The sequence below is a fragment of the Shewanella xiamenensis genome (assembly GCF_014647135.1).
Lineage (GTDB): Bacteria > Pseudomonadota > Gammaproteobacteria > Enterobacterales > Shewanellaceae > Shewanella > Shewanella xiamenensis.
In genome coordinates this window covers 131,848-155,012 of sequence record NZ_BMOP01000005.1, presented here as the reverse complement: position 1 = coordinate 155,012, position 23,165 = coordinate 131,848, and the positions used below count along the sequence as shown (strand labels likewise).

General features: G+C 45.6%; 19 protein-coding genes. 6 read left to right on the top strand and 13 right to left on the bottom strand.

Annotated elements, in window-relative coordinates:
* Positions 1 to 11 precede the first annotated feature (11 nt).
* On the top strand, positions 12 to 2,291 hold the full coding sequence (locus tag IEY09_RS06835) for an acyl-CoA dehydrogenase (RefSeq protein ID WP_188870405.1): 2,280 nt from the start codon (positions 12 to 14) through the stop codon (positions 2,289 to 2,291).
* Positions 2,292 to 2,431: 140 nt separating this feature from the next.
* Here the strand turns inward: IEY09_RS06835 and pyk are convergent, their stop codons facing one another.
* Complete coding sequence (gene pyk, locus IEY09_RS06830) at positions 2,432 to 3,871, bottom strand: pyruvate kinase (protein ID WP_037418713.1); 1,440 nt, start codon at positions 3,869 to 3,871, stop codon at positions 2,432 to 2,434.
* 185 nt (positions 3,872 to 4,056) lie between these two features.
* Positions 4,057 to 4,911 (bottom strand): MurR/RpiR family transcriptional regulator, encoded by an 855-nt coding sequence (locus IEY09_RS06825; protein WP_011072455.1) that lies wholly within the window; start codon positions 4,909 to 4,911, stop codon positions 4,057 to 4,059.
* A gap of 312 nt (positions 4,912 to 5,223) precedes the next feature.
* Between IEY09_RS06825 and zwf the strand changes: the two genes are divergently transcribed.
* Genes zwf through IEY09_RS06805 form a run of 4 tightly spaced genes read left to right on the top strand, consistent with a single transcriptional unit; the run spans position 5,224 to position 9,905 of the window.
* Positions 5,224 to 6,696, top strand: coding sequence for a glucose-6-phosphate dehydrogenase (gene zwf / locus IEY09_RS06820; protein ID WP_037418717.1), 1,473 nt, complete (start codon positions 5,224 to 5,226; stop codon positions 6,694 to 6,696).
* Positions 6,697 to 6,705: 9 nt separating this feature from the next.
* Positions 6,706 to 7,404 carry a 6-phosphogluconolactonase gene (pgl, locus tag IEY09_RS06815; RefSeq protein WP_037418721.1) on the top strand — a complete coding sequence of 233 codons (699 nt, stop codon included), beginning with the start codon at positions 6,706 to 6,708 and terminating at the stop codon, positions 7,402 to 7,404.
* A gap of 12 nt (positions 7,405 to 7,416) precedes the next feature.
* Positions 7,417 to 9,243 carry a phosphogluconate dehydratase gene (gene edd, locus IEY09_RS06810; RefSeq protein ID WP_188870403.1) on the top strand — a complete coding sequence of 609 codons (1,827 nt, stop codon included), beginning with the start codon at positions 7,417 to 7,419 and terminating at the stop codon, positions 9,241 to 9,243.
* A 20-nt stretch (positions 9,244 to 9,263) separates the two neighbouring features.
* The gene (locus IEY09_RS06805) at positions 9,264 to 9,905 is read left to right on the top strand and encodes a bifunctional 4-hydroxy-2-oxoglutarate aldolase/2-dehydro-3-deoxy-phosphogluconate aldolase (protein ID WP_055648241.1); all 642 of its coding nucleotides are present in this window, start codon (positions 9,264 to 9,266) and stop codon (positions 9,903 to 9,905) included.
* A gap of 73 nt (positions 9,906 to 9,978) precedes the next feature.
* Here IEY09_RS06805 and IEY09_RS06800 read toward each other — a convergent pair whose 3' ends face one another.
* The 3 genes from IEY09_RS06800 to IEY09_RS06790 form a co-directional block, all read right to left on the bottom strand.
* The gene (locus IEY09_RS06800) at positions 9,979 to 11,319 is read right to left on the bottom strand and encodes an anti-phage deoxyguanosine triphosphatase (protein WP_188870401.1); all 1,341 of its coding nucleotides are present in this window, start codon (positions 11,317 to 11,319) and stop codon (positions 9,979 to 9,981) included.
* Between the two features lie 25 nt (positions 11,320 to 11,344).
* Positions 11,345 to 11,932, bottom strand: a complete 588-nt coding sequence (gene yfbR, locus IEY09_RS06795) for a 5'-deoxynucleotidase (protein ID WP_037430288.1) — start codon at positions 11,930 to 11,932, stop codon at positions 11,345 to 11,347.
* A gap of 220 nt (positions 11,933 to 12,152) precedes the next feature.
* Positions 12,153 to 13,367 (bottom strand): pyridoxal phosphate-dependent aminotransferase, encoded by a 1,215-nt coding sequence (locus IEY09_RS06790; RefSeq protein ID WP_037418735.1) that lies wholly within the window; start codon positions 13,365 to 13,367, stop codon positions 12,153 to 12,155.
* A 740-nt stretch (positions 13,368 to 14,107) separates the two neighbouring features.
* On the opposite strand from IEY09_RS06790, the gene IEY09_RS06785 reads away from it, so the two are divergent.
* The gene (locus IEY09_RS06785; protein WP_188870399.1) at positions 14,108 to 15,490 is read left to right on the top strand and encodes a Na+/H+ antiporter NhaC family protein; all 1,383 of its coding nucleotides are present in this window, start codon (positions 14,108 to 14,110) and stop codon (positions 15,488 to 15,490) included.
* Between the two features lie 208 nt (positions 15,491 to 15,698).
* On the opposite strand, the gene IEY09_RS20205 is transcribed toward IEY09_RS06785, so the two are convergent.
* The 8 genes from IEY09_RS20205 to IEY09_RS06745 all read right to left on the bottom strand — a co-directional run bounded on the left by IEY09_RS20205 (position 15,699) and on the right by IEY09_RS06745 (position 23,104).
* Positions 15,699 to 15,914, bottom strand: a complete 216-nt coding sequence (locus IEY09_RS20205) for a DUF2897 family protein (RefSeq protein WP_037430289.1) — start codon at positions 15,912 to 15,914, stop codon at positions 15,699 to 15,701.
* A gap of 28 nt (positions 15,915 to 15,942) precedes the next feature.
* On the bottom strand, positions 15,943 to 16,680 hold the full coding sequence (gene kdsB / locus IEY09_RS06775) for an 8-amino-3,8-dideoxy-manno-octulosonate cytidylyltransferase KdsB (protein ID WP_011622622.1): 738 nt from the start codon (positions 16,678 to 16,680) through the stop codon (positions 15,943 to 15,945).
* A gap of 82 nt (positions 16,681 to 16,762) precedes the next feature.
* Entirely contained in the window at positions 16,763 to 17,833 is a 1,071-nt protein-coding gene (kdnB, locus tag IEY09_RS06770; RefSeq protein WP_088585631.1) for a 3-deoxy-alpha-D-manno-octulosonate 8-oxidase KdnB, read from the bottom strand.
* 19 nt (positions 17,834 to 17,852) lie between these two features.
* On the bottom strand, positions 17,853 to 19,040 hold the full coding sequence (gene kdnA / locus IEY09_RS06765) for an 8-amino-3,8-dideoxy-alpha-D-manno-octulosonate transaminase KdnA (RefSeq protein ID WP_037418748.1): 1,188 nt from the start codon (positions 19,038 to 19,040) through the stop codon (positions 17,853 to 17,855).
* Between the two features lie 339 nt (positions 19,041 to 19,379).
* Positions 19,380 to 19,985 carry a carbonate dehydratase gene (gene can, locus IEY09_RS06760; protein WP_037418751.1) on the bottom strand — a complete coding sequence of 202 codons (606 nt, stop codon included), beginning with the start codon at positions 19,983 to 19,985 and terminating at the stop codon, positions 19,380 to 19,382.
* A 420-nt stretch (positions 19,986 to 20,405) separates the two neighbouring features.
* Complete coding sequence (locus tag IEY09_RS06755) at positions 20,406 to 20,843, bottom strand: substrate-binding domain-containing protein (RefSeq protein WP_037418757.1); 438 nt, start codon at positions 20,841 to 20,843, stop codon at positions 20,406 to 20,408.
* A 10-nt stretch (positions 20,844 to 20,853) separates the two neighbouring features.
* Positions 20,854 to 22,032, bottom strand: a complete 1,179-nt coding sequence (locus tag IEY09_RS06750; protein ID WP_188870397.1) for a porin — start codon at positions 22,030 to 22,032, stop codon at positions 20,854 to 20,856.
* 241 nt (positions 22,033 to 22,273) lie between these two features.
* A complete protein-coding gene (locus IEY09_RS06745) occupies positions 22,274 to 23,104 on the bottom strand; it encodes an alpha/beta fold hydrolase (RefSeq protein ID WP_188870396.1) in 831 nt (276 codons plus the stop codon).
* Positions 23,105 to 23,165 lie beyond the last annotated feature (61 nt).

Genomic DNA, 23,165 nt, shown 5'->3' with positions numbered 1-23,165 from the left:
AGGTCTTGATTATGTTGACGATTATAATTATTGCCCTGATAGCTGTTATTGCGCTGTTTGCAGTAAAAAGCCTCAGAATGCAATTTATCACCCAGCCAGTTTTCCATTTTTTCAAAAAAGTGTTGCCGCCATTATCCGATACTGAGCGCGAAGCGATGGAAGCGGGCGATGTATGGTGGGAAGGGGAATTATTCCGCGGTAATCCGAACTGGAACACGCTGCACAGCTACGGCAAGCCAACGCTGACGGCAGAAGAGAAGGACTTTATTGATAATCAGGTCATGACGGCCCTGACAATGATCGATGATTTTGACATTGTCCATAATCGTAAAGATTTGCCGACAGAGCTGTGGGATTATTTCAAAAAAGAAGGCTTCTTTGCGCTGATCATTCCGAAAAAATTTGGTGGTAAAGCGTTTTCGGCTTATGCCAATTCGACGATTGTGAGCAAGTTAGCTAGTCGTAGCGTGAGTGCTGCGGTAACTGTGATGGTACCTAACTCATTAGGCCCTGGTGAATTATTAACTCACTATGGCACTGAAGAGCAAAAGGAACGTTGGTTACCTGCATTAGCAAAAGGCGATGAAATACCTTGCTTTGCGTTAACAGGCCCAGAAGCAGGCAGTGACGCGGGCGCAATCCCAGATGTGGGCATTGTGTGCCGTGGTGAGTTTAACGGCGAAGAGGTATTAGGCCTTAAATTAACCTGGAATAAGCGTTATATCACCTTAGCACCTGTTGCAACGGTATTGGGTTTAGCCTTCCAGATGCGCGATCCAGACGGTCTATTAGGTGATAAAAAGAATCTTGGTATTACCTGCGCGTTGATCCCAACGGATCATCCTGGCGTAGTGATTGGTCGCCGTCATAATCCGCTTAATATGGCGTTTATGAATGGTACAACCCAGGGCGATGAAGTCTTTATTCCGCTCGATTGGATCATTGGCGGTCCAGAATTTGCGGGCAGAGGCTGGCGCATGCTGGTTGAATGCTTATCAGCGGGTCGCGGTATTTCTCTGCCAGCGCTGGCAACTGCTTCAGGCCATATGGCAACCAAAACCACCACAGCATACAGTTATGTGCGCCACCAATTTGGCATGGCGATTGGTCAGTTTGAAGGGGTGCAAGAAGCCCTTGCTCGTATTATTGCCAATACCTACCAGTTAGAAGCTGCACGTCGGTTAACCACCACAGGCATTGACCTTAAAGTCAAACCCTCAGTGGTGACGGCTATTGCGAAGTTCCACATGACTGAACTTGGCCGAGCTGTTATGAACGATGCGATGGATATTCAGTCGGGTAAGGGGATCCAATTAGGACCTAAAAACTACCTCGGCCATCCTTATATGTCGAATCCAATTTCGATCACCGTAGAAGGCGCGAATATTCTTACCCGCTCGTTAATGATCTTTGGTCAAGGCGCAACCCGTTGTCATCCTTACGTTCTGGCCGAAATGGAAGCGGCAGCTATGGAAAATCAGCACGAGGCGCTTGCGCGTTTTGACTCGTTGCTAATGGGCCATATGGGGTATGCGACGCGTAACGCGTTCAGTGCATTATTTAGTGCCTTAACTGCGAGTCGTTTTGGTAGCGCCCCAGTAAGTGGCGAAACCAAACAGTACTACAAAGATATGTCCCGTTTATCTTCGGCGCTGGCCTTTATGACGGACATTTCAATGTTGATTATGGGCGGCGATTTAAAACGTAAGGAAATGTTGTCTGCACGGATGGGCGATGTATTGAGTCAGTTGTACTTAGGCTCTGCAACGCTAAAACTATTTGAAGACAATGGTCGCCAACAGGATGATTTACCTGCGGTACGTTATGTAATGGCTAATCGCCTACACTTAGCGGCGAAAGCACTAGAGGACGTGATCCGCAACTTCCCCAATCGTCCAGTTGCTTGGTTATTGCGAGCACTCATTTTCCCGATCGGCAATCATTTTAATGCGCCGAGCGATAAAATGGCGACTGAGCTTGTCTCTGGCATGTTAAAACCAAGTCCTGCCCGCGAGCGCATTACCTTCCTTTGTCCTGAGTTTGAAGGCGATGTGGGTGGTATTGCTGAAGTAGAACAAGCGTTTGTAGCACAGTATGCCTGTAAAGAGATTTACAAAAAGCTCAAAAAAGCACAGCGCAGCGGTGAGTTACCTGCAAAAGTACCAAACTTGGTTCTATTTGCTAAAGCGTTAGAGCAGGGCACGATTAATAGCGAAGAACATCAAACACTATTGCATGCGGATAAGTTACGTTTAGCCGCTATCAATGTGAATGATTTTGAAGCCTTATAATCTGATTTGCTAGCACGACTACAATAGTTTCTCACCGTTACAAGAGATAAAAAAACCACCTCAACTGAGGTGGTTTTTGTTTTTAAGTTTAATGACTTTTAGCCTAACTTTTTCGTCTAACGAAAGCCAATCAGCAAAGATTAAGCGACGATTAGCACTTTACAAGTGTTCGTGCCACCGATGGTTTCCATCGCATCACCTTTGGTCATTAACACTAAGTCACCGCTGTGCAAGTAACCCGCTTTGGTTAATGATTCCAACGCTTTTTGCGCGAGCTCATCGGCTGGATAGATCGTTGAGTCGAAGTAAATCGGTAATACACCACGGTACAGAGCCATCTTCGCCAGTGTTGTGTCATGGCGAGATAGGCCAAGGATTGGTAAAGATGAACTGATACGCGACATCAGTTTAGGTGTTGCACCTGATTCTGTTAAAGCAATAATCGCTTTAACACCTTCTAGGTGGTTTGCCGCATACATAGTCGATAGGGCGATGGTTTCTTCAACTGAAGTGAAACGTGCATCCAATCTGTGTTTAGAGACTTTCACACTTGGGTGAGATTCTGCACCAACACACACATTCGCCATTGCTTTAACCGTTTCTTCAGGGAAGTCACCGGCAGCGGTTTCGGCTGATAACATCACGGCGTCGGTACCATCAAGCACGGCGTTTGCCACGTCCATCACTTCTGCACGGGTTGGCATTGGGCTTGAGATCATTGACTCCATCATTTGAGTCGCAGTGATGACGATTTTATTGAGCTGACGTGAACGGGCGATGAGTTTCTTTTGTACTGCCACTAGTGCAGCATCACCAATCTCAACCCCTAAATCTCCACGGGCAACCATGACAACGTCAGAGGCTAAAATCACATCATCCATTGCTTCATCGCTAGCAACCGCTTCTGCACGTTCAACTTTCGCGACGATCAGTGCATTGCTACCAGCCTGCTGTGCTAAAGAACGTGCGTATTCTAAATCGGCACCGCTACGTGGGAAGGAAACGGCTAGATAATCCACTTGGATCATCGCTGCGGTGAGAATGTCAGCCTTGTCTTTTTCGGTCAGTGCCGCAGCGGACAAACCACCACCTTGCTTGTTGATCCCTTTATTGTTTGATAAAGGACCCGCAACCGTTACCGTCGTATGGACTTTACGACCTTCGACGCGCTCAACACGTAGTTGGACACGGCCGTCATCGAGCATCAGGATGTCGCCAACATTCACATCATCAGGTAATTGCTTATAGTCGATACCGACTTGATTCTCATCGCCTTCACCTTTGGGGAGTTCAGCATCAAGAATATAAGCTTGGCCTAATTTCAGTTGGACTTTCTTGTTGTCTTTAAAGGTAGAAACACGGATTTTAGGACCTTGTAGGTCACCTAAAATCGCTACATGTACACCTAATTCTTTTGCAATTTCGCGAGCTTGAGTCGCGCGTTTGAGATGATCTTCGGGGGAGCCGTGGGAGAAGTTAAGACGAACAACGTTTGCACCTGCCGCGATAATACGGCGTAAGTTATCGTCACGGTCAGTGGCGGGGCCCAGGGTGGTGACGATTTTGGTTCTGCGGAACATAAGATACTCCGTTAAAGTTAAAAAAATCTTGTGACTATATTAGCATGCAATTCCAAATTATGTAGTAAAGTTACAATCAAATTGATCTGAAGTTATGTTTTAAAATTGTGAGGTATCGCTGAAATTTGCTTTAAAAAAGGCTAGACGTAGGGTTTGCGCTAGCCTTTTTAAAGATAGGAAGTGAATTACAGTATCGGATCTTTATTGATACGAGACTCTTTCAACACTTCTTTTACCCGTTTTAAATTATCACGAAAACGAGGGCCGCGGCGTAGGGTAAAACCCGTCGCCAATACATCTATAGTCACCAATTGCGCTAAACGCGAGGCCATAGGTAAATACATATCTGTATCTTCAGGCACTTCCATAGTTACAGGTAGTGTACATTCCATCGATAACGGCGAGTTACGAGCCGTAATACCAATAACGGCTGCACCGTTTTCTCTCGCTAAACGTGCTATTTCAATCAATGACTTAGTGCGGCCTGTGTGGGAAATTAAAACCACAACATCGCCTTCATTGCTGTTGATACAGCTCATGCGTTGCATCAGAACATCGTCAAAACAGATGACAGGCACATTAAAACGGAAAAATTTATTTTGTGCGTCATGGGCGACTGAGGCTGATGCTCCTAAGCCAAAGAATGAAATTGTCTTGGCCTGAGTCAGAATATCTACGGCTTTATTGATGGCCGCTACGTCTAAACTTTGACGTGCTGTATCTAAGGAAGCCATTGAAGATTCGAATATTTTTGTTGTGTATGATTCGGGAGAATCATCTTCTTCCACATGGCGACTCACATAAGGCGTGCCGTTTGCGAGACTTTGTGCCAGATGTAACTTAAAATCAGGAAAGCCTTTAGTATCTAAGCGGCGACAGAAACGGTTCACAGTAGGTTCACTGACATCTGCCATCTTAGCGAGTGTGGCGATACTGGAGTGAATAGCTGTTTGCGGAGAGGCTAAGATGACCTCTGCAACCTTGCGTTCTGACTTACTAAAATGGGTGAGGCTTTTTTGAACCTTTTCTAGGGTATTCATACGCGTATGTCCGCTAAATTGAGTATGTAATTTTATTTTTTTTTGTTTAGTGCCACAGATCAGCTTGACGATCCCACTAATCAAGATTGCTTAAGTAAGTTTTACGTCGGTTTTTGAAATAAGAATTTACTATCATCAGTAATTTAAGCACAAAAATCATATCAGATTTATGCCTTAGGTGCCTAGTTAGCTAGAATGTTAATATTGATAAAAAGAGATGCATTTAACAAATTCTGTTGTTATATTACAACAAAAGTGTGGATTCCTTCATTAGCATGAAGGGACACGACATACAAAGGAGAGCGTAACGCAATGGGCAAAACATCATCAGGCGCCAAAGCTTGTGACTTCGTACTCTTTGGTACTAAAGGCGACTTGGCAAGACGCAAGTTGTTACCTTCTTTATACCAGTTAGATAAGGCTGAACTTCTCGACAAAGATACTAAGGTGATCGGTGTCGCAAAAGATGAATTTAGTCAGGATGAGTTTAGAGAGCTAGTCATTCTTGCGTTAAACACCTTCGTCAAAGAACCCCTCTGCGAAGAAACGCTTAACCGATTCGTGTCCCGTTGTCATTATGTCGGCACTAATTTTACAGATTCAGCAGGTTACAGCGCCTTCCATGAATTGCTCAAACCAGAAGAGCGCGTCATGGTCAGTTACTTTGCCACCCCACCGTCGATTTTTGGGGATATCTGCCGCTGTTTACATGAACAAAATCTGATCCACAGCGACTCGCGCGTCGTTCTCGAAAAACCCATTGGTTCTGATCTCGCATCTTCCCGTGTGATTAACGATCAAGTTTCTGCCTACTTTAAAGAAAGCCAAGTCTACCGTATCGACCATTATCTAGGTAAAGAGACAGTTCAAAACTTAATTGCGCTGCGTTTCGCTAACTCCTTATTTGCCTCTAAATGGGATAACCGGACCATTGACCATGTCCAGATCACGGTTGCCGAAGAAGTGGGTATCGAAGGCCGTTGGGGTTACTTCGATAAAGCTGGTCAAATGCGCGATATGATACAAAACCACTTGCTACAGGTGCTTACGCTCGTCGCAATGGATCCACCAGTGAACTTAGATGCCGACAGTATTCGCGATGAAAAGGTGAAAGTACTTAAGTCGCTGCGGCCGATTAATGCTGACAATGTGTATGAAAACACCGTCCGTGGTCAGTACAGTGCGGGCTTCCTAAAAGGTAGTCCCGTGCCAGGCTATTTAGAGGAAGAGGGGGCGAACGTACACTCGCACACAGAAACCTTTGTGGCGCTGCGTGTCGATATCGATAACTGGCGTTGGGCTGGGGTGCCGTTTTATCTGCGCAGCGGTAAGCGCATGCCGTTTAAGAGTTCTGAAATTGTGGTGTATTTTAAAAATCCACCGCATAACTTGTATCGCTCTAGCTACCGTAACTTGCCACCTAACAAGTTAACCATCCGTCTGCAACCACACGAAGGGGTTGAGATCCAGATGATGAACAAGGTGCCAGGGTTAGAGCAAAAACAACGTTTGCAAACCACCAAACTCGACTTGAGTTTCTCTGATACTTTCAAAAACGAGCGCATTGCCGATGCCTACGAGCGTTTATTGCTTGAAGCCATGCTCGGTAATCAAGCCTTGTTCGTTCGCCGAGACGAAGTGGAGCAAGCTTGGACATGGGTTGATGGCATCATCCAAGCATGGGAACAGAGCAATGAAAAACCGAAACCTTATCCTGCGGGCACTTGGGGCCCCGTGGCTTCCGTCGCGCTGATCACCAAAGACGGTCGTTCGTGGGATGAATAGGGGGCTTTGATGATTAAAGAAACCGTATTTAAATCCTTTGATACACCTGCTGCGCTCGAGCAACAGTTAGCGAATAAGATCGCTAGCCAGTTACAAGAGGCGGTGGATGCCCGTGGTAAGGCGAGTTTAGTGGTCTCTGGCGGCTCAACGCCGCTGAAACTGTTTGAGCTACTTAGCATGAAATCTATCGACTGGAGTGATGTTTACATTACGCTTGCCGATGAGCGTTGGGTCGATGTCGAAGATAGCGCCTCTAACGAACGTTTAGTGCGCGAGCATTTATTGCAAAACCGCGCGGCCAATGCCAAGTTCCGTGGATTGAAGAATATGTTTTCCACCGCCGAAGCGGGCGCAGATATGACCGCCGAGTTGCTGTCTAACTTCCCGCGTCCCTTCGATGTGGTGGTGCTCGGGATGGGCAACGATGGTCACACCTGCTCATGGTTCCCTTGCAGTGCTGAGTTAAACGATGCCTTAACTACTCAAGCTTTGTGCGTGGCAACCAATCCCACCACGGCGCCCCATGGTCGGATCACATTATCTAAGAATGCGATCCTCAATAGCCGTCAGATTTATCTGCATTTGGTTGGGGAACAGAAATTATCCGTATATCGTCAAGCCTTAGAAAATGATGATGTTAATGCTATGCCTATCAGAGCCGTATTAGCGCAGCGTAAAACGCCCGTTGACGTGTTCTGGAGCGCTTAAGGAGTCACTCTCATGCACTCAGTCGTTCAATCTGTTACCGACAGAATTATTGCCCGTAGCAAAGCATCACGTGAAGCATACCTTGCTGCATTAAACGATGCCCGTAACCATGGCGTACACCGTAGCTCGTTAAGCTGCGGTAACTTAGCCCATGGTTTTGCGGCTTGTAACCCCGATGATAAAAACGCATTACGTCAATTGACGAAGGCCAATATCGGGATTATTACTGCATTCAACGATATGTTGTCAGCACATCAACCCTATGAAACGTATCCTGATTTGCTGAAAAAGGCCTGTCAGGAAGTGGGTAGTGTTGCGCAGGTGGCTGGTGGTGTTCCCGCCATGTGTGACGGCGTGACTCAAGGGCAACCTGGGATGGAGCTGAGCTTACTGAGTCGTGAAGTGATTGCCATGGCAACCGCGGTTGGCTTATCCCACAATATGTTCGATGGCGCCTTACTCCTTGGTATTTGCGACAAAATCGTGCCCGGTTTATTGATTGGTGCGTTAAGTTTTGGCCATTTACCTATGCTGTTTGTGCCAGCAGGCCCGATGAAATCGGGTATTCCTAACAAGGAAAAAGCCCGTATTCGTCAGCAATTTGCCCAAGGTAAGGTCGATAGAGCACAACTACTCGAAGCGGAAGCGCAGTCTTACCACAGTGCGGGTACTTGTACCTTCTATGGTACGGCTAACTCAAACCAATTGATGCTCGAAGTCATGGGCCTACAATTGCCCGGTTCATCTTTTGTGAATCCTGACGATCCACTGCGTGAAGCCCTGAATAAAATGGCGGCTAAGCAGGTTTGTCGCTTAACCGAACTGGGCACTCAGTACAGTCCAATTGGTGAAATTGTTAATGAAAAATCGATAGTGAACGGCATTGTTGCATTGCTGGCGACCGGTGGTTCAACAAACTTAACCATGCATATCGTGGCGGCGGCGCGTGCAGCGGGCATTATCGTGAACTGGGATGATTTTTCTGAATTATCCGATGCGGTGCCATTGCTGGCTCGGGTTTATCCAAACGGTCATGCGGATATTAACCATTTCCACGCCGCGGGCGGGATGGCCTTCCTTATCAAAGAATTACTCGATGCGGGCTTACTGCACGAGGATGTCAACACAGTTGCAGGTTTTGGTCTACGTCGTTACACCCAAGAGCCCAAATTACTCGATGGCGAGCTGCGCTGGGTCGATGGTCCAACCGTCAGCTTAGATACCGAAGTATTAACCTCTGTCGCTACACCTTTCCAAAACAACGGTGGTTTAAAACTGCTTAAGGGCAACTTAGGCCGCGCGGTGATAAAAGTGTCTGCCGTTCAACCGCAGCACCGTGTAGTTGAAGCGCCCGCTGTGGTGATTGACGATCAAAACAAGCTCGATGCGTTATTTAAATCCGGCGCATTAGACCGAGATTGTGTGGTGGTGGTGAAAGGCCAAGGGCCGAAAGCCAACGGTATGCCAGAGCTGCATAAACTAACGCCGCTGCTAGGTTCACTACAGGATAAAGGCTTTAAAGTGGCGCTGATGACCGACGGTCGTATGTCGGGCGCATCGGGCAAAGTACCAGCGGCAATTCATTTAACCCCAGAAGCGATTGATGGTGGGTTAATTGCAAAGGTACAAGATGGCGATTTAATCCGTGTTGATGCGCTGACCGGCGAGCTGAGTTTATTAGTCTCAGACACCGTGCTTGCAGCCAGAACTGCCGCTGAAATTGATTTACGCCATTCTCGTTATGGCATGGGTCGTGAGTTATTTGGGGCACTGCGTTCAAACTTAAGCAGTCCAGAAACCGGTGCGCGCAGTACTAGCGCCATCGATGAACTTTACTAATACAAAGGAAGAATAACGCAATGCTTGAGAATAACTGGTCATTACAACCACAAGATATTTTTAAACGCAGCCCTATTGTTCCTGTTATGGTGATTAACAAGATTGAACATGCGGTGCCATTAGCCAAAGCTCTGGTCGCCGGTGGGATTAGCGTGTTAGAAGTGACATTGCGCACGCCGTGTGCTCTTGAAGCGATCACCAAAATCGCTAAGGAAGTACCAGAGGCGCTAGTCGGCGCTGGGACTATTTTAAATGAAGCCCAGCTTGAGCAAGCGATTGCTGCGGGCGCGCAATTTATTATCACCCCTGGTGCAACAGTTGAACTGCTCAAAGCGGGGATGCAAGGCCCGGTGCCGTTAATTCCTGGCGTTGCTAGTATTTCTGAAGTGATGACGGGTATGGCGCTTGGTTACACCCACTTTAAATTCTTCCCTGCTGAAGCGTCTGGTGGAGTGGATGCACTCAAGGCTTTCTCTGGCCCCTTAGCCGATATCCGCTTCTGCCCGACAGGTGGTATTACGCCGAGCAGCTATAAAGATTACTTAGCGCTGAAAAATGTGGATTGTATTGGTGGCAGCTGGATTGCGCCTACTGATGCGATGGAGCAGGGCGATTGGGATCGTATCACTCAACTCTGTAAAGAGGCGATTGGCGGACTTTAATCCGCTATTTCACTGATTAATTTGTGAATAAAAAACCACCTTCGCGGTGGTTTTTTATTACTAAATCAAAAGGCTACATTTCTTTACTCAACTCCACGTTTGAGCCAGCCTTAGGGCTAAAGAGTTGTTGATAGAGCCGTCCTGCAAACTCGTCCGTCATCCCTGAAATATAATCGGCTAAGACTCTGTGACTGTTTAGACCCTGCTGTTCGCTTGCGCGCCAACGCTCTTGAGTGTTAAGCGGTAACAGGCGCTCGGGATCGGAGGCAAATGCTTCAAATAACCCCATCACAATTTGTTGCCCTTTGTATTCGAGCATTTGGATCTCGGGTTTACGGATAACATATTTATACACTAGCTGTTTTAATACATTGAGCGCATGGGCAAAGTCGGGTTCAAGGCTGGCATTAAACCGCAGCAACGGTTCCTCGAAAGCCGGATCGTCGTTGATGATAATGGCGGTGACAAAGCCATTCACTAAGGTACCTATGGCATCTTTTCGCAGATGATGTTCATGGGAGAAGAGTTTAGTGCCAATATCGGCAAGCTCTTGGCGGATCCAAGGATCGCCACTGTACTTAAGTGTTGGCGCTACATCCTGTTGCCATTGCGAGGCGGTCACTATACCCATGACGATGGCATCTTCAAGATCGTGCACCGCGTAGGCGATGTCGTCCGCCAGCTCCATAATCGAGCAATCGAAGGATTTAAACTGAGTGCGTAGATGCGGATAGTTTGGTTGCTGGCTAGGCTGAACAGAGGTAAAGCGCGCTCTATCGGCAACGGATAACGGTTCCAGTACCCAATCGAAAATGTCGTTATCATCGTCGAATATGCCTTTAACTGGCGGCCATTGTGACGGTTTAAGCTGTCTGTGGTTGGTGATTTCAGGATGATTGCCTGCGACAAACAGGTGCGATTGTGGTGCGGGATATTTTAAAATCCCTAACATGGTTCTGCGGCACAGATTCATCCCAAAATCTAAGGTGTAGGGCTCGAGTTTAGAGAGAATACGAAATGTCTGGCCATTGCCTTCAAAGCCTCCGTGGTGGCGCATCATATAGTTAAGGGCTACTTCACCACCATGACCAAAGGGCGGATGGCCAATATCATGGGCAAGGCATAAGGATTCCAGCAAACTCATTGAGTCTAATAAGGGCTTATGCTCGGGATATTTACGGCTCAGCTGAGCGGCGATCCCCGTGCCGATTTGTGAGACTTCTAATGAGTGGGTTAAGCGTGTGCGATAGAAGTCATTCATGCCTACGCCAAGCACTTGGGTTTTTGCTTGCAGGCGACGAAATGCAGCAGAGTGGAGGATCCGCGCCCTGTCCCTTTGGTATGGGCTGCGATGATCATTACGTCTTTGTTTATCTTCACCATGGCGGCGTTCTTGCCAAACACTTGAGGTCATATGCATTCCTAGCGGGAGTGGTACATCAGAGCATCTTGTTTATTTCGTCTAAATTCAAGGTAAAACTGGGCACAAAGCAATCCATAAAATATTTCACTGCAGGGTTAGGGTTGGACTCGAGCATGGCTTCGAGGCGTTTTCGTGCGGTGTTAAATTCAGTATTGCCAGCGCGATTTTCCTCTAAACACTTCAGGTAAGCACACAGGGTATCGGCTGATTTAACTATGGCTTTGTAGATTGGATCGGCGTTATCGCTGATAAACAGGCTGCGATAATCCTCTTTAAATTCATCAGGTACCATATCGAGCATGCGCTGCTCGGCAATGGCTTCAATTTTTTTATACTCAGCTTCAATTTCTTTATTGAAATACTTCACCGGAGTGGGTAGATCGCCAGTTAAGATCTCACTGGCATCATGGAATATAGCCAAACTGGTTGCTTGATGGGCATCGAGAGTCGTGCCAAATTTCTTATTACTGATGATGACTAAGGCGTGTGCCACCATGGCGACTTGCAGAGAGTGTTCCTGAACGTTTTCGGTGCGCACGTTGTACATTAAAGGCCAGCGCTGGATAAGTTTCATTCTGGCAAGGTGGGCAAATAAATGACTCATAAGGCTCCTTTAAATGAAGGCTAAAAGGCGCGTCACTCGACTCTGAAGATAAGTGAAAAGCAAAGTGCAAGTACGGCTATTGAGCGTAAGCCTAACACTTATCGCAAGGATAAGTGAGTGAAATAATGGCAGGATTTACAGAACAAATACAAAAATAAAGCGATCTTGTTGATCGCTTTATTGCCTAGGTTTGCTAAGTAAGCGTGATGCTTAAACCCATTTATTGTTTATAGGCTTCCAGGAAGTTACCAAATTCAGTTAATGCCTTCGTTAGATCTTCTTTATAGGGTAAAAACACCACACGGAGATGATCAGGTTCCGGCCAATTAAAGGCCGTGCCGTGCACTAATAGGATTTTTTTATCCCTTAATAAATCGAGTACTAGGCGCTCATCATCCCTGAGATTGAACTTTTTCATATCCAATTTGGGGAAAGCATAGAGTGCGCCCTTAGGCTTTTTCACGCTCACGCCTGGGATTTGATTCAACAGCTCGTAACATGCATCTCTTTGGACTGTGAGGCGGCCATTAGGCAGTATCAGCTCGTTAATACTTTGATAGCCACCGAGTGCGGTTTGAATCGCATGTTGATTGGGCACGTTGGCACACAGGCGCATCGAGGAGAGCATCTCTAACCCTTCGATATAACTCTTTGCAGCCTTAAGATTGCCAGACAACATCATCCAACCAACACGAAAGCCAGCAGCGCGATAAGCCTTAGATAGCCCATTGAAGGTAACCGTTAAAATATCGTCCGACAGACTAGCCGCAGGAATATGCTTGGCTTCGTCGTATAAAATTTTGTCGTAAATTTCATCAGCAAATAAAATCAGGTTGTGTTCACGGCAAAGCTCGATAACTTGCAGCAGTAATTCTTTGCTGTAAACCGCACCCGTAGGATTATTCGGGTTGATTAGTACAATACCACGGGTGCGAGAAGATATTTTGCTCTTAATATCATCAAGATCGGGAAACCAATCCGCTTCTTCATCACAGCGATAATGTACGGCTTTACCGCCGGCTAAGTTAGCTGCGGCGGTCCACAGTGGGTAATCGGGTGAAGGGATCAGTACTTCATCAGCGGTGTTCAATAAGCCCTGCATGGCCATCATGATCAGTTCTGACACGCCGTTACCAATATAGACATCTTCGATATCAACGCCATAGATACCCTGCGCTTGATAATGCTGCACGATCGCCTTGCGGGCTGAGAATAATCCTTTTGATTCACAGTAGCCCTGGGCACTCGGGAGATTAAGGATCACATCGCGCACAATTTCTTCTGGTGCTTCAAAACCGAAGGGAGCAGGGTTACCAATATTGAGTTTGAGGATCCTGTGGCCTTCGTCTTCTAAACGTCTGGCTTCCTTGTGCACTGGGCCGCGGATGTCGTAGCAAACAGTATCCAGCTTATTGGATTTGATGATAGGGCGCATTTACACCTCGAAACATGCAGTTAATTTTGGCTTAAGTTTGTGCACCATAACGAAATTATCTGATTTAAGGAAGGGGCATTGAGCACAAATACCATGTTTTTTTTATTAAACGTACTAGTTAAATATGCTTTAACCTGGCATTAAATAAATTTATACAAGTTATATGTGCTGTTATTGTGTCTAATTTTGATTTTTTATACTGCATCTTGTTATGGGGTTAGCCTTTGTACCTATCAATTAGGCTGCATTGGCTCATGCACTCTGTTTTACTACAACCGCATTACCCTAGGGGCAAGATGTTAGTAAAAATGTTAATCAGTGTTTGCTTAACTGCTGATTTATCAGAGTTGATTTAAGTTAATGTCGCATTATCCTGCATTCGGTAATTTTTCGATATTTAGGCAGATTAACTGAATGCTTATTAAGCATTTAGGTTGAAATAAAAAATTCATCACACTCTAGTTATTTTGTTTAAAATCAAGTTGATAAATCATTTTTTAATTCAAGATGAAAAATTATTTAGCGCTAGCATAAATTTATAGTTGACTCGATATTCGATGCGCTTTATTTTCTGCGCGATGTTTTCGGCAGGGCACCTAAGATAACAAGCTTTTAGCAGGTTTTATCAGCGGAGTTAGTCATCATGAAGCAGCAATATTGGCGTCCGTTATCGAGGTGATTTCAGGCGCTGTTCTAAAAACTTTTGCCTTTTAGGCGACTTATTTAGAGGACCTAAGTGCATGTCTGAACCGACAGCGTTAAGTCTTATTCCACCTTTGGTGGTATTGGTGTTGGCCATTTGGTTACGCCGCCCCATTTTATCTTTGATCATTGGTGCGGTAACGGGTTTTTTGTTACTTGATCCAACGCAAGTTTTAAATAATTTTGCAAGTACTTCATTAAAAGTCATGGCCGATGAAACTATCGGTTGGTTGATTTTGGTGTGTGGCTGTTTTGGTGCCTTGATTGCGCTGTTAGTACGTACTGGCGGTGCTTTGGCATTTGGTCGAAATGCATTGAAATTTGCAAAAGGGCCAAGATCTTCCCTGTTTATGACCTTTATTCTGGGGATTGTGATTTTTATTGATGACTATCTGAATGCGCTAACTGTGGGTGAAACCATGAAGCGTGTAACGGATAAGTTTAAAGTCTCCCGCGAAATGCTGGCTTATGTGGTGGATTCCACTGCGGCTCCTGTGTGTGTATTAGTGCCGCTCTCCACGTGGGCGGTGTTTTTTGGTGGCTTACTGGTCGATAACGGTGTGGCCGCTGAAGGTCAGGGCATTAGCGTCTACATGCAAGCTATACCCTATATGCTTTATGCTTGGTTAGCCGTCGCGATGGTATTACTGGTTGCATTGGGCGTGGTACCTGCTATTGGCCCGATGAAAAAAGCCGAGCTGCGCGCAGCAAAAGGTGAACCTGCCGAGGCGCAAGTCGATTTAGACCAAGTACAAACCTCTGACGAATACGCGATTGCTGCGATTGAAGAAGAGTTTAAGCATGCCGATAATCAAGGTAAGCTGCATAACTTCTTGGTGCCTATCCTACTCTTGGTTGCTTTTACCGTTTATTTTGAAATCGACGTGTGGAAAGGACTATTAGCGACGCTGGTCGTCACACTGCCTTACTATGCGGTGCAACGTTTAATGCCACTGTCAGAAATGATGGATCAGATGATCGATGGTTTTAAGAGCATGTTGCCCGCGATAGGTACCGTAATCGCTGCATTCGTATTTAAAGATGTATGTGATGCGCTGCTGCTGCCACAGTATGTGATTGAGTCATTAAGCCCATTTATGACGCCTAAGCTGTTACCTGCCGTGGTATTCCTATCAATGGCGATTTTGGCCTTTGCGACGGGTTCTAGTTGGGGAATTTTTGCAGTAACCATCCCAATTGTGATGCCACTGGCGCAATCGGTGGGTGCGGATATTCCATTAGTGATTGGTGCGCTGTTGTCGGCTTCTTCTTTTGGTAGCCAAGCGTGTTTTTACTCTGATTCAACCGTTTTAGCTGCCCAAGGCTCTGGTTGTAACTTAGTAAGCCATGCGGTGACTCAGCTACCTTATGCGTTAATTGCAGCGGTTATTGCATTCTTTGGCTTTATCCTGATTGCTTAATGCGTGACTTAATACATAAAAAACCAGCTTCGGCTGGTTTTTTATGCGCGAATGTTAATTGTAGCTTTGTGCTAACCGCTAGTTTATGGATGAATCACTTGAGTTTGTTACAAAATCTGAACTACGATTTAAAGGGATGGTAAGAAATGCAAAAAGGCGCCGATGCGCCTTTTTGTGAGGGGAAATCAAGATGAATGCTAATCTTAGTTTATTTGGATTGATTCGAAGACTTATCTGGAGTTTGCGTTTCGTTACCATCGGCTTCGTGTGGAGGCTGAGTCATGTCGGATTTTAGTTGTTTCTCTTTATCGTGCTGACCAAACTGTGGCAGTTTGAATTTTGCACTGTATTTCAGTGCGGCAAGATTGCTGGCAATCACACCTACCACCAAAATTATAATGATCCACACTTCTAAGCTCGACATAACAACTCCTTATTGAGCAACACCCTGATTAATCAACGGCTAAGCGCTGCTCACACTTACGAATATCTTCTGGCGTGTCAACTTCGATTGAGTCAAAGGCGCTGATGGCAACTTTGATCTTATGGCCATGTTCTAGGGCGCGTAGCTGCTCTAATTTTTCCAGATCTTCGAGGCGGCCTAATGGCAGGGCTGCAAAGGCTTGCACAAATCTGCGGGTGTAAGCATACACGCCTAAGTGCTTGTAAACTGGATAATCTTTGGTATCGCGACCGAAGGGAATACGCGCGCGGGAGAAATACAGCGCGTAATAGTCGTTATCGAACACCATCTTCACATGCATAGGATCGTCAAGTTCAGCCTTGTTGACAATTTCATAGCCGAGGGTCGCCATTTCAAACTCGCCTGGGTGACGTTCGAAGAGGCTGATCACTTGCTCAATGGAGGTTGGGTCGATTAAGGGTTGGTCGCCCTGAAGGTTGATGACCAGATCGTCATCCTTTAAACCTAATTGGTTAATCGCATCATTGATACGGTCTGTGCCCGATGCCGCATCAGGGCTGGTCATGACCACTTTGCCGCCAAAACCTTCTACGGCGCTTTTAATACGCTCATCATCGGTTGCAACATAAATATTGGTGAGGCCTTTGGCTAACGACGCGCGTTCATACACGTGTTGGATCATCGGCTTGCCGTTAATCGGGGCTAAGGGCTTGCCCGGGAAGCGGCTTGAACCGTAACGCGCCGGGATTAACAGAGTCACATTCATTAAATTATCCTACTTTATCAGAGATATGCAGTGTAGATAGACAAAAGGGCTCACAATGAGCCCTTGTCATCTGCTTGAGAGCTTAAATGCGACGGAACAGGGCAGTCAACATTTCGTCAGTGACTTTCTCTTCCCATGTTGGGCCGTACACGTTTGCCCATAATGGACCCATGCTCTTAGTCACGGCAACCATTTTCGCGATGGTTTCATCTGGTAGATCTTTACAGATGTTCTTCGGCAGAGTGATGTTGTGTTTCTTCATCATCTGACGGAACTCTGCCACGCCTTCTGGGTAGAATTCTTCTAACACGTCAAAGGCGATACAGTTACCGATACCATGATGGTAGCCGAGGATGTAAGACAGACCATAGGATACCGCGTGGCATGCACCTACTTGGCTGTAAGCGATACTCATACCGCCCATAAATGACGCCATCATCAGCTTGTCGTCTTTTTCTGGGTGATCTTCTAAGTACACTTGGCGGCAAAGCTCCATGGCTTTTTCGGCATAGGCTTTAGAGAATTCGTTTAAGAAGGTACCTTCTAAGGATTCCACACAGTGGATATAGCAATCCATACCGGTGTAGAACCACTGGTCAGTTTCAACGCCATCGATTAACTCTGAGTCCATGATGATTTGGTCGAACACAGTGTAGTCTGAGTTCAGACCTAGTTTACGCACTGGACCACACAATACCGCTGTGCGTGATGCTTCAGCACCGGTACCAGAAATTGTTGGAATACCAATGTGGTGTACCGCTGGGTTTTTGATTAAATCCCAACCTTGGTACATGGCTGAGCCGCCTGGGTTGGTCAGCATTAGCGATACCGCTTTTGCCACGTCCATGGTTGAACCGCCACCTAAACCAACGACGCTGACGGGCAGTTTGCTATTGAAAGCTTGCACTTGTTCGGTCAGGGCATCGATTTGAATCGTGCTTGGCTCTTCATCAACGTTAACCCAAATCAGTAAGTCTTGGGCTTTGACTGGGATGCGTGCTTCGAGTGGTTTGCCTTGGTGAACGTCATCGACTAAAAATACCACGAAGTCATCGTCGTTTTTACGCTGTGCAGCTAAGACGTCGTCTAACTGAGCGAAAGAGCCACGACCGAAGATCATCTTTTCAACTACTTTAAAATTTTTAAAACTCATTGCAAAAACTCCCGTTTAATTATTGGGCAAATGCTTTCTTAATGTTTTCAATACGCTCGGCAATCTGAGCATCGGTCCAAGACAATTTAATGAGCATAGAAATAGTGCGGCTCATAATGGCATCAGATTTCGGCACAGAAATTTGAGTATAGTCAGGTCGGTCGGCGATTAATGTGATTGGTAACGCAGCAGGGGCCTTAAGCTCCTGAATGTGTTTCCAGTTTTTCAGATAATGCCAGTTGTTCACGTACCAGTAGAAGCAGCCATCTACACCATTTGCAGCTAATTTCTTGCTGATCTCTTGGGTACGGGCTTCTGTTGGTAACATAAAGCTTAAGAAACCAGCTGAATCACCCTCTGGATCGGGGATTTCGCGGAAGCTGACTTCAGGAATGCTCGCCATAGCTTCTTTAATGGCTTTTTTGTTTTTACGTTGAATGTCGATAATGGTATCGAGTTTACGTAACTGGGCTAACCCTAAGGCCGCATTCATTTCAGAGATACGGAAATTCAGACCCATAATCGGGTGTGACTCGGCGCCACGGTCTTTACCAATATGGTCATGGCCGTGATCGGAGAACTGGTGGGCGTTATCGTAAATTTCGGTGTTATTGGTGATCACCGCGCCACCTTCACCACAGGTGATGGTTTTAACAGAATCGAAAGAGTAACAACCGACATCACCGATAGTACCAAGGGCTTGGCCCTTGTAGCTGCCGCCAATGGCTTGGCAAGCATCTTCTAACAATACTAAGTTGTGCTTTTTACAAATGGCTTTGATTTCGTCCATCTTGGCCATAGAGCCACACATGTGTACTAAGTTTACCGCTTTAGTACGTGGAGTAATTGCCGCTTCAATGCCTTCTGGTGATAAACACAGGGTTTCGTCGATTTCGGCAAAAATCGGTACTGCTCCGGCCATGAAAATCGCTTCTACAGACGCTACGAAGGTAAAAGGTGGCACGATAACTTCATCGCCAGCGCCAATGCCTGCGGCCATCATCGCCGTTTGCAGCGCGGCTGTACCGCTTGATAACAGATGAGCATGCTTAACATTCATTTTCTCGCAGAGCAGTTGCTCCATATCGCGAGTCTTCCAGCGATCATTACGCATATGGTCGAAGTTATAACGGAAGGTAAAGCCGTGCTCCATCACATCGGCAACTTCTTGTTTTTCTTCTGGACCAAATAATTCAAAACCGGGCATGGAAGGTATCTCCTTAGAATTTGTGGCGCATGGTCGCGCTGCAATTAACTGGCGGATTATAACTGGGCTAAAGATCCCTTGCGATGTTTTCTTGATGAAAATAAGGTCATGTTGAGATTTCGCGCTTAATTTTTGCTCACTTAGCAAGACTAGATGAATGAAATGATAAATGTTGTCTAAGGCGATGAAGTGAAATGGTCTCCTCGAGATAGATTTTGGTCATTCCTCGTAAATGAATAGCGAGTCTTTGCCTTTAGGGCGTAAAACCAAAAACCTGCACAGTGGCAGGTTTTTGTGGCGTCAGTTGGGCCGTTAATGGCATATCATACGACGAAAGACTTACACGACTTGTGCACGGTCTACCGTAACATCAAGATCCGTTAATAGACCATTATCGATACCGTAAATCCACCCATGGACAGCCAGTTCTTGGCCGCGAGACCAGGCTTCTTGCACGATAGTACTACTGGTGACATTGGAAACCTGTTCAATCACATTGAGCTCACACAGGCGATCAAAACGTTTGGCTTCATCCATTTGCATTAATTCATCATGATGTAGGCGATAGACATCGCGCAAATGACCTAGCCAGTTATCGATAAGTCCAAGGCGCTGATTACCCATTGCGGCACGTACACCACCGCAGCCGTAGTGACCGACGACCATAATATGTTTCACTTTAAGTACATCGATAGCATATTGCAGTACTGACAGGCAGTTAAGATCGGTATGGATCACCATATTGGCAATATTGCGGTGAACAAAGACTTCGCCAGGCATTAAATCGATGATTTGGTTAGAAGGGACTCGGCTGTCTGAACAACCAATCCAGAGATACTCAGGGTTTTGCTGTTTTGCCAGTTGTTCAAAAAAATCAGGGTGTTCTTGACTGATGCGTCCGGCCCAACGGCGGTTATTATCGAATAAGGGTTTGAGTAATTTCATTTTAACCTATTGTTTTATTGGACATATTAAAATGTCTTTTGCCCTAAATGATGCAAGCCGCACCTTTTTTGCGATTGAGTATACCAGCAAAATCGTGGCCTCTGGTCTATCCAATTAAGATTAAACTCAGGTTTGACCATGACTTAATTCCATCAACAGTTAAATAATTTGGTCTAATGCTTTGAATTTTTTTGATAAAATTTATTTAGCCTGCGCCTAAGAGCTCAATGTTACTGTTGGCAAAAGAGGGAACACTGGAATGAATGGGTAAATCTGTTATTGCGCATGGCGCAATCACGCAGAACTTTTCGTTAAACTTAGACCGGGTTTGTATATATCTATATGATTTAAATGCTTAATGTAAAAATTTGATGCCTTCTTATTGAAAGAAGGCATCAATAGGTACAATCAGGTTAATCCCTAAAACTTACCTACAACTTTGACATTGGGCGTCACTTCTGCTGCATCCACAAAGCCGATCATATTTGGATTGGCGGCGACGAGAGTAAGAATCTCAGCACTGGATTCGACCACTTTAGGCGGTTGTCCTTGTCCAGAAAATACGAGTTTTGACCAATAGGCTTTTAACTGACTTTCTGTTTTATTGAGGATTTGTTTTACAAAGGCTTCCCTGACAGGTGAGCCTTCCGCTTGATCGAGTGCGACAATCGTGCCTCCTGTCGAAAAGGTTTTAAGCTTTCCCGAATAAATTCTTGAAATATCGGCAGCTGATATCTCTGAACTGTTCGAAGGGTGAACGATTACGGCGATTTCCGCTTGAGCCCATTGACTGAGCAATAGGAGTGCACACAAGCTGATTGGCTTGACGATGTATTTAGCAATGTGAGGTAAATTCATAAATGACTCCTTAGAAAACAAGATCAACAGCCATGCTTAAGAGTTGTTCGTCGGAGGTCGGCTTATCATTACTGTAATTGGTGTATTCCAGTTTTAGCGCCGCAGAGGGATGAAAATCCCAGCGGGTTCCGATGATGTAATAGGAACTATCCTCTTGTTGTGCTTCTAATGCGGCTTTCGTTCCTATCACTAATGGCGCGAGAGCTGCTTGATTGGCCGGAGGTAGGGCGTTGTAGACAGGCAACATTGCATCATAGGCATCATATTGTGGGTCACCTTTATCAATGCCATAGGTTAAATGGAAGGTAAAATCATGGTAACGAACACCCGCTGAAACAAAGGCAGAATCTTGAATATTAAAACTGCTAGGGTCGACGTCTATTCGGGTGTATTCCGCTAATATAAACCACTTTCCTGCGTCATATTTGATGTTAGCGCCAATAAGTAAGGCACTATCCTCTATCGCTAATAAGTCATTTACAACTTGATCATCGAATAAACCTGTTTGGGAAATGGCTTCACCCAAACCAAGTAGTGCTGGCAGTTCATATGAGAAATCCGTGACTATCCCCACATTTAAACCGTACTCAAATCCAGCGGTGCTAAAATTGAAGTTCATAATATGGCCCTTGGCGGAAAAGGGCGCTGGGGGCGTTGATGAACCGACAGGCGCATAGTCAGACACCGATGTCGTAATATATTTATAGGTTAAGCCAACTTCAGTATTGCCCCATAAATCTGAATAAACTAAACCAACGCCTTCGCCAGAATTAAAGGGGAGCGAATAGACTCCCCTTGGTGGCGTTATCCAATGGTAGGCATAGCCAACATCGATATAATCGGAATATTTGTAAAGATTAAATCGTTGTCTTCCAGCCATTAGCATCAACTTATCGCTAATGTCATAGGAAATATAAGCCCATTCAAACTCTGCACTATAATCGTCACTGCCACGGGAGAGGACTTGTGCGGTTGCTCGTAAGCCGCTCCCTAAATCTGCGGCAAATTGTAATGCGACTTTGGAGTCATTATTAAAGTCGATTTCTTTATCATAACCGTAGTAACTTTTATCATCGGATAAGCTTGAGCCAGCAACAATGGAGGCAAAGCCGTTTATTTCAACATTCGCGTAAAGGGATGGAATATAGAGTGCGGTCAACACACCTAATGCAACTGTACTTTTTCTCATGTTAGGAAACCTTTTTGAGGGAATACAGTTTAAAGGTAGTTGAATTTTTGGCGTTTTCACGATTTTGCAACATTTTTGGGGCAGTTAACAAATCGATGTTTGTTAAGCCTCAAGTGGGATAGCACTCCAAGATTATTGGAAAAGATTTCGAGTAATAGGCAAAAGACTCATTCTTATTGAGGGTTCTAGAATATGAATCTGTTAGAGCATGGGTGACATGCTCTAACCATCATGGTGCGTATTAAGCGCATTGGCTCAGAAATGCTAATAATTGCTGATTAACAAATTCGGCTTGTTCTAGACTTGAAATATGGCCAGCACTTGGAATATGCACTAATTGGCTGCCATTGATGGCATCACTCATCAAATAACTTTCTAAAACACTGCGCGCCTTGTCTTCTACACCCACCATGATTAAGCAAGGTAAGGTAAATTGTTCGGCAAATTCTAGGGTATCGCGCCGACCAAAAATAATCCGTCCAAGTTTTACTATGTCGGGAATGCGTTCTGGCGTTAGCGCAGCTAAGTCGCTTTCAAAACGTTGCACTAATTCGGGATTATTCGTTTTGGCATTATCTGCAAAAAACAGCGGTGAAATTGCATTGATAAGTGCTGGCGGAATACTGCCAGCGGTTTGGATCATGTCTAACATCCCAAAATATTTGGCACGGGTGATTTCTGGCTCAAAACCAATAAAACTGTCCAGCATGGCAAGCGTCTTGACGCGAGCAGGCGCCTTAAGCACCAGTTCTGCCCCCCACATGGCGCCAACGGACAAACCGATGAGGGAAAATGTCTCAAGTTCGAGGGCGTCCATCAGGGCTAACATATGCTCACTAATGTCTAACAGGCTATGGCAGTTTTCCGGTACAGCGCCAGATTGGCCGTGTCCCCAGAGATCGGGTACGATACAGCGGTAGCTTTTGCTTAAGAGCGCAATTTGTGGCGCCCACATGGCGCTGTCCCAAAGGTAGCTGTGGCCAAATAACAGGGCAGGGCCTGTGCCGATATCAAGGTAACTAAGTTGGCTACCCGCGATGCTAATTTGTTGTCTGTATGATGATAAATCCATAAAACCTACTTAATCTATAAAACCAAAAACGGGAAGGGACGTCGGCTAAAACGTGCAGAAA

Excerpts from the sequence above, each read along its gene's own strand:
- IEY09_RS06835 (WP_188870405.1), top strand. The coding sequence starts at position 12 with ATGTTGACGATTATAATTATTGCCCTGATAGCTGTTATTGCGCTGTTT.
- pyk (WP_037418713.1), bottom strand. The coding sequence starts at position 3,871 with ATGTTCCGCAGAACCAAAATCGTCACCACCCTGGGCCCCGCCACTGAC.
- IEY09_RS06825 (WP_011072455.1), bottom strand. The coding sequence starts at position 4,911 with ATGAATACCCTAGAAAAGGTTCAAAAAAGCCTCACCCATTTTAGTAAG.
- zwf (WP_037418717.1), top strand. The coding sequence starts at position 5,224 with ATGGGCAAAACATCATCAGGCGCCAAAGCTTGTGACTTCGTACTCTTT.
- pgl (WP_037418721.1), top strand. The coding sequence starts at position 6,706 with ATGATTAAAGAAACCGTATTTAAATCCTTTGATACACCTGCTGCGCTC.
- edd (WP_188870403.1), top strand. The coding sequence starts at position 7,417 with ATGCACTCAGTCGTTCAATCTGTTACCGACAGAATTATTGCCCGTAGC.
- IEY09_RS06805 (WP_055648241.1), top strand. The coding sequence starts at position 9,264 with ATGCTTGAGAATAACTGGTCATTACAACCACAAGATATTTTTAAACGC.
- IEY09_RS06800 (WP_188870401.1), bottom strand. The coding sequence starts at position 11,319 with ATGACCTCAAGTGTTTGGCAAGAACGCCGCCATGGTGAAGATAAACAA.
- yfbR (WP_037430288.1), bottom strand. The coding sequence starts at position 11,932 with ATGAGTCATTTATTTGCCCACCTTGCCAGAATGAAACTTATCCAGCGC.
- IEY09_RS06790 (WP_037418735.1), bottom strand. The coding sequence starts at position 13,367 with ATGCGCCCTATCATCAAATCCAATAAGCTGGATACTGTTTGCTACGAC.
- IEY09_RS06785 (WP_188870399.1), top strand. The coding sequence starts at position 14,108 with ATGTCTGAACCGACAGCGTTAAGTCTTATTCCACCTTTGGTGGTATTG.
- IEY09_RS20205 (WP_037430289.1), bottom strand. The coding sequence starts at position 15,914 with ATGTCGAGCTTAGAAGTGTGGATCATTATAATTTTGGTGGTAGGTGTG.
- kdsB (WP_011622622.1), bottom strand. The coding sequence starts at position 16,680 with ATGAATGTGACTCTGTTAATCCCGGCGCGTTACGGTTCAAGCCGCTTC.
- kdnB (WP_088585631.1), bottom strand. The coding sequence starts at position 17,833 with ATGAGTTTTAAAAATTTTAAAGTAGTTGAAAAGATGATCTTCGGTCGT.
- kdnA (WP_037418748.1), bottom strand. The coding sequence starts at position 19,040 with ATGCCCGGTTTTGAATTATTTGGTCCAGAAGAAAAACAAGAAGTTGCC.
- can (WP_037418751.1), bottom strand. The coding sequence starts at position 19,985 with ATGAAATTACTCAAACCCTTATTCGATAATAACCGCCGTTGGGCCGGA.
- IEY09_RS06755 (WP_037418757.1), bottom strand. The coding sequence starts at position 20,843 with ATGAATTTACCTCACATTGCTAAATACATCGTCAAGCCAATCAGCTTG.
- IEY09_RS06750 (WP_188870397.1), bottom strand. The coding sequence starts at position 22,032 with ATGAGAAAAAGTACAGTTGCATTAGGTGTGTTGACCGCACTCTATATT.
- IEY09_RS06745 (WP_188870396.1), bottom strand. The coding sequence starts at position 23,104 with ATGGATTTATCATCATACAGACAACAAATTAGCATCGCGGGTAGCCAA.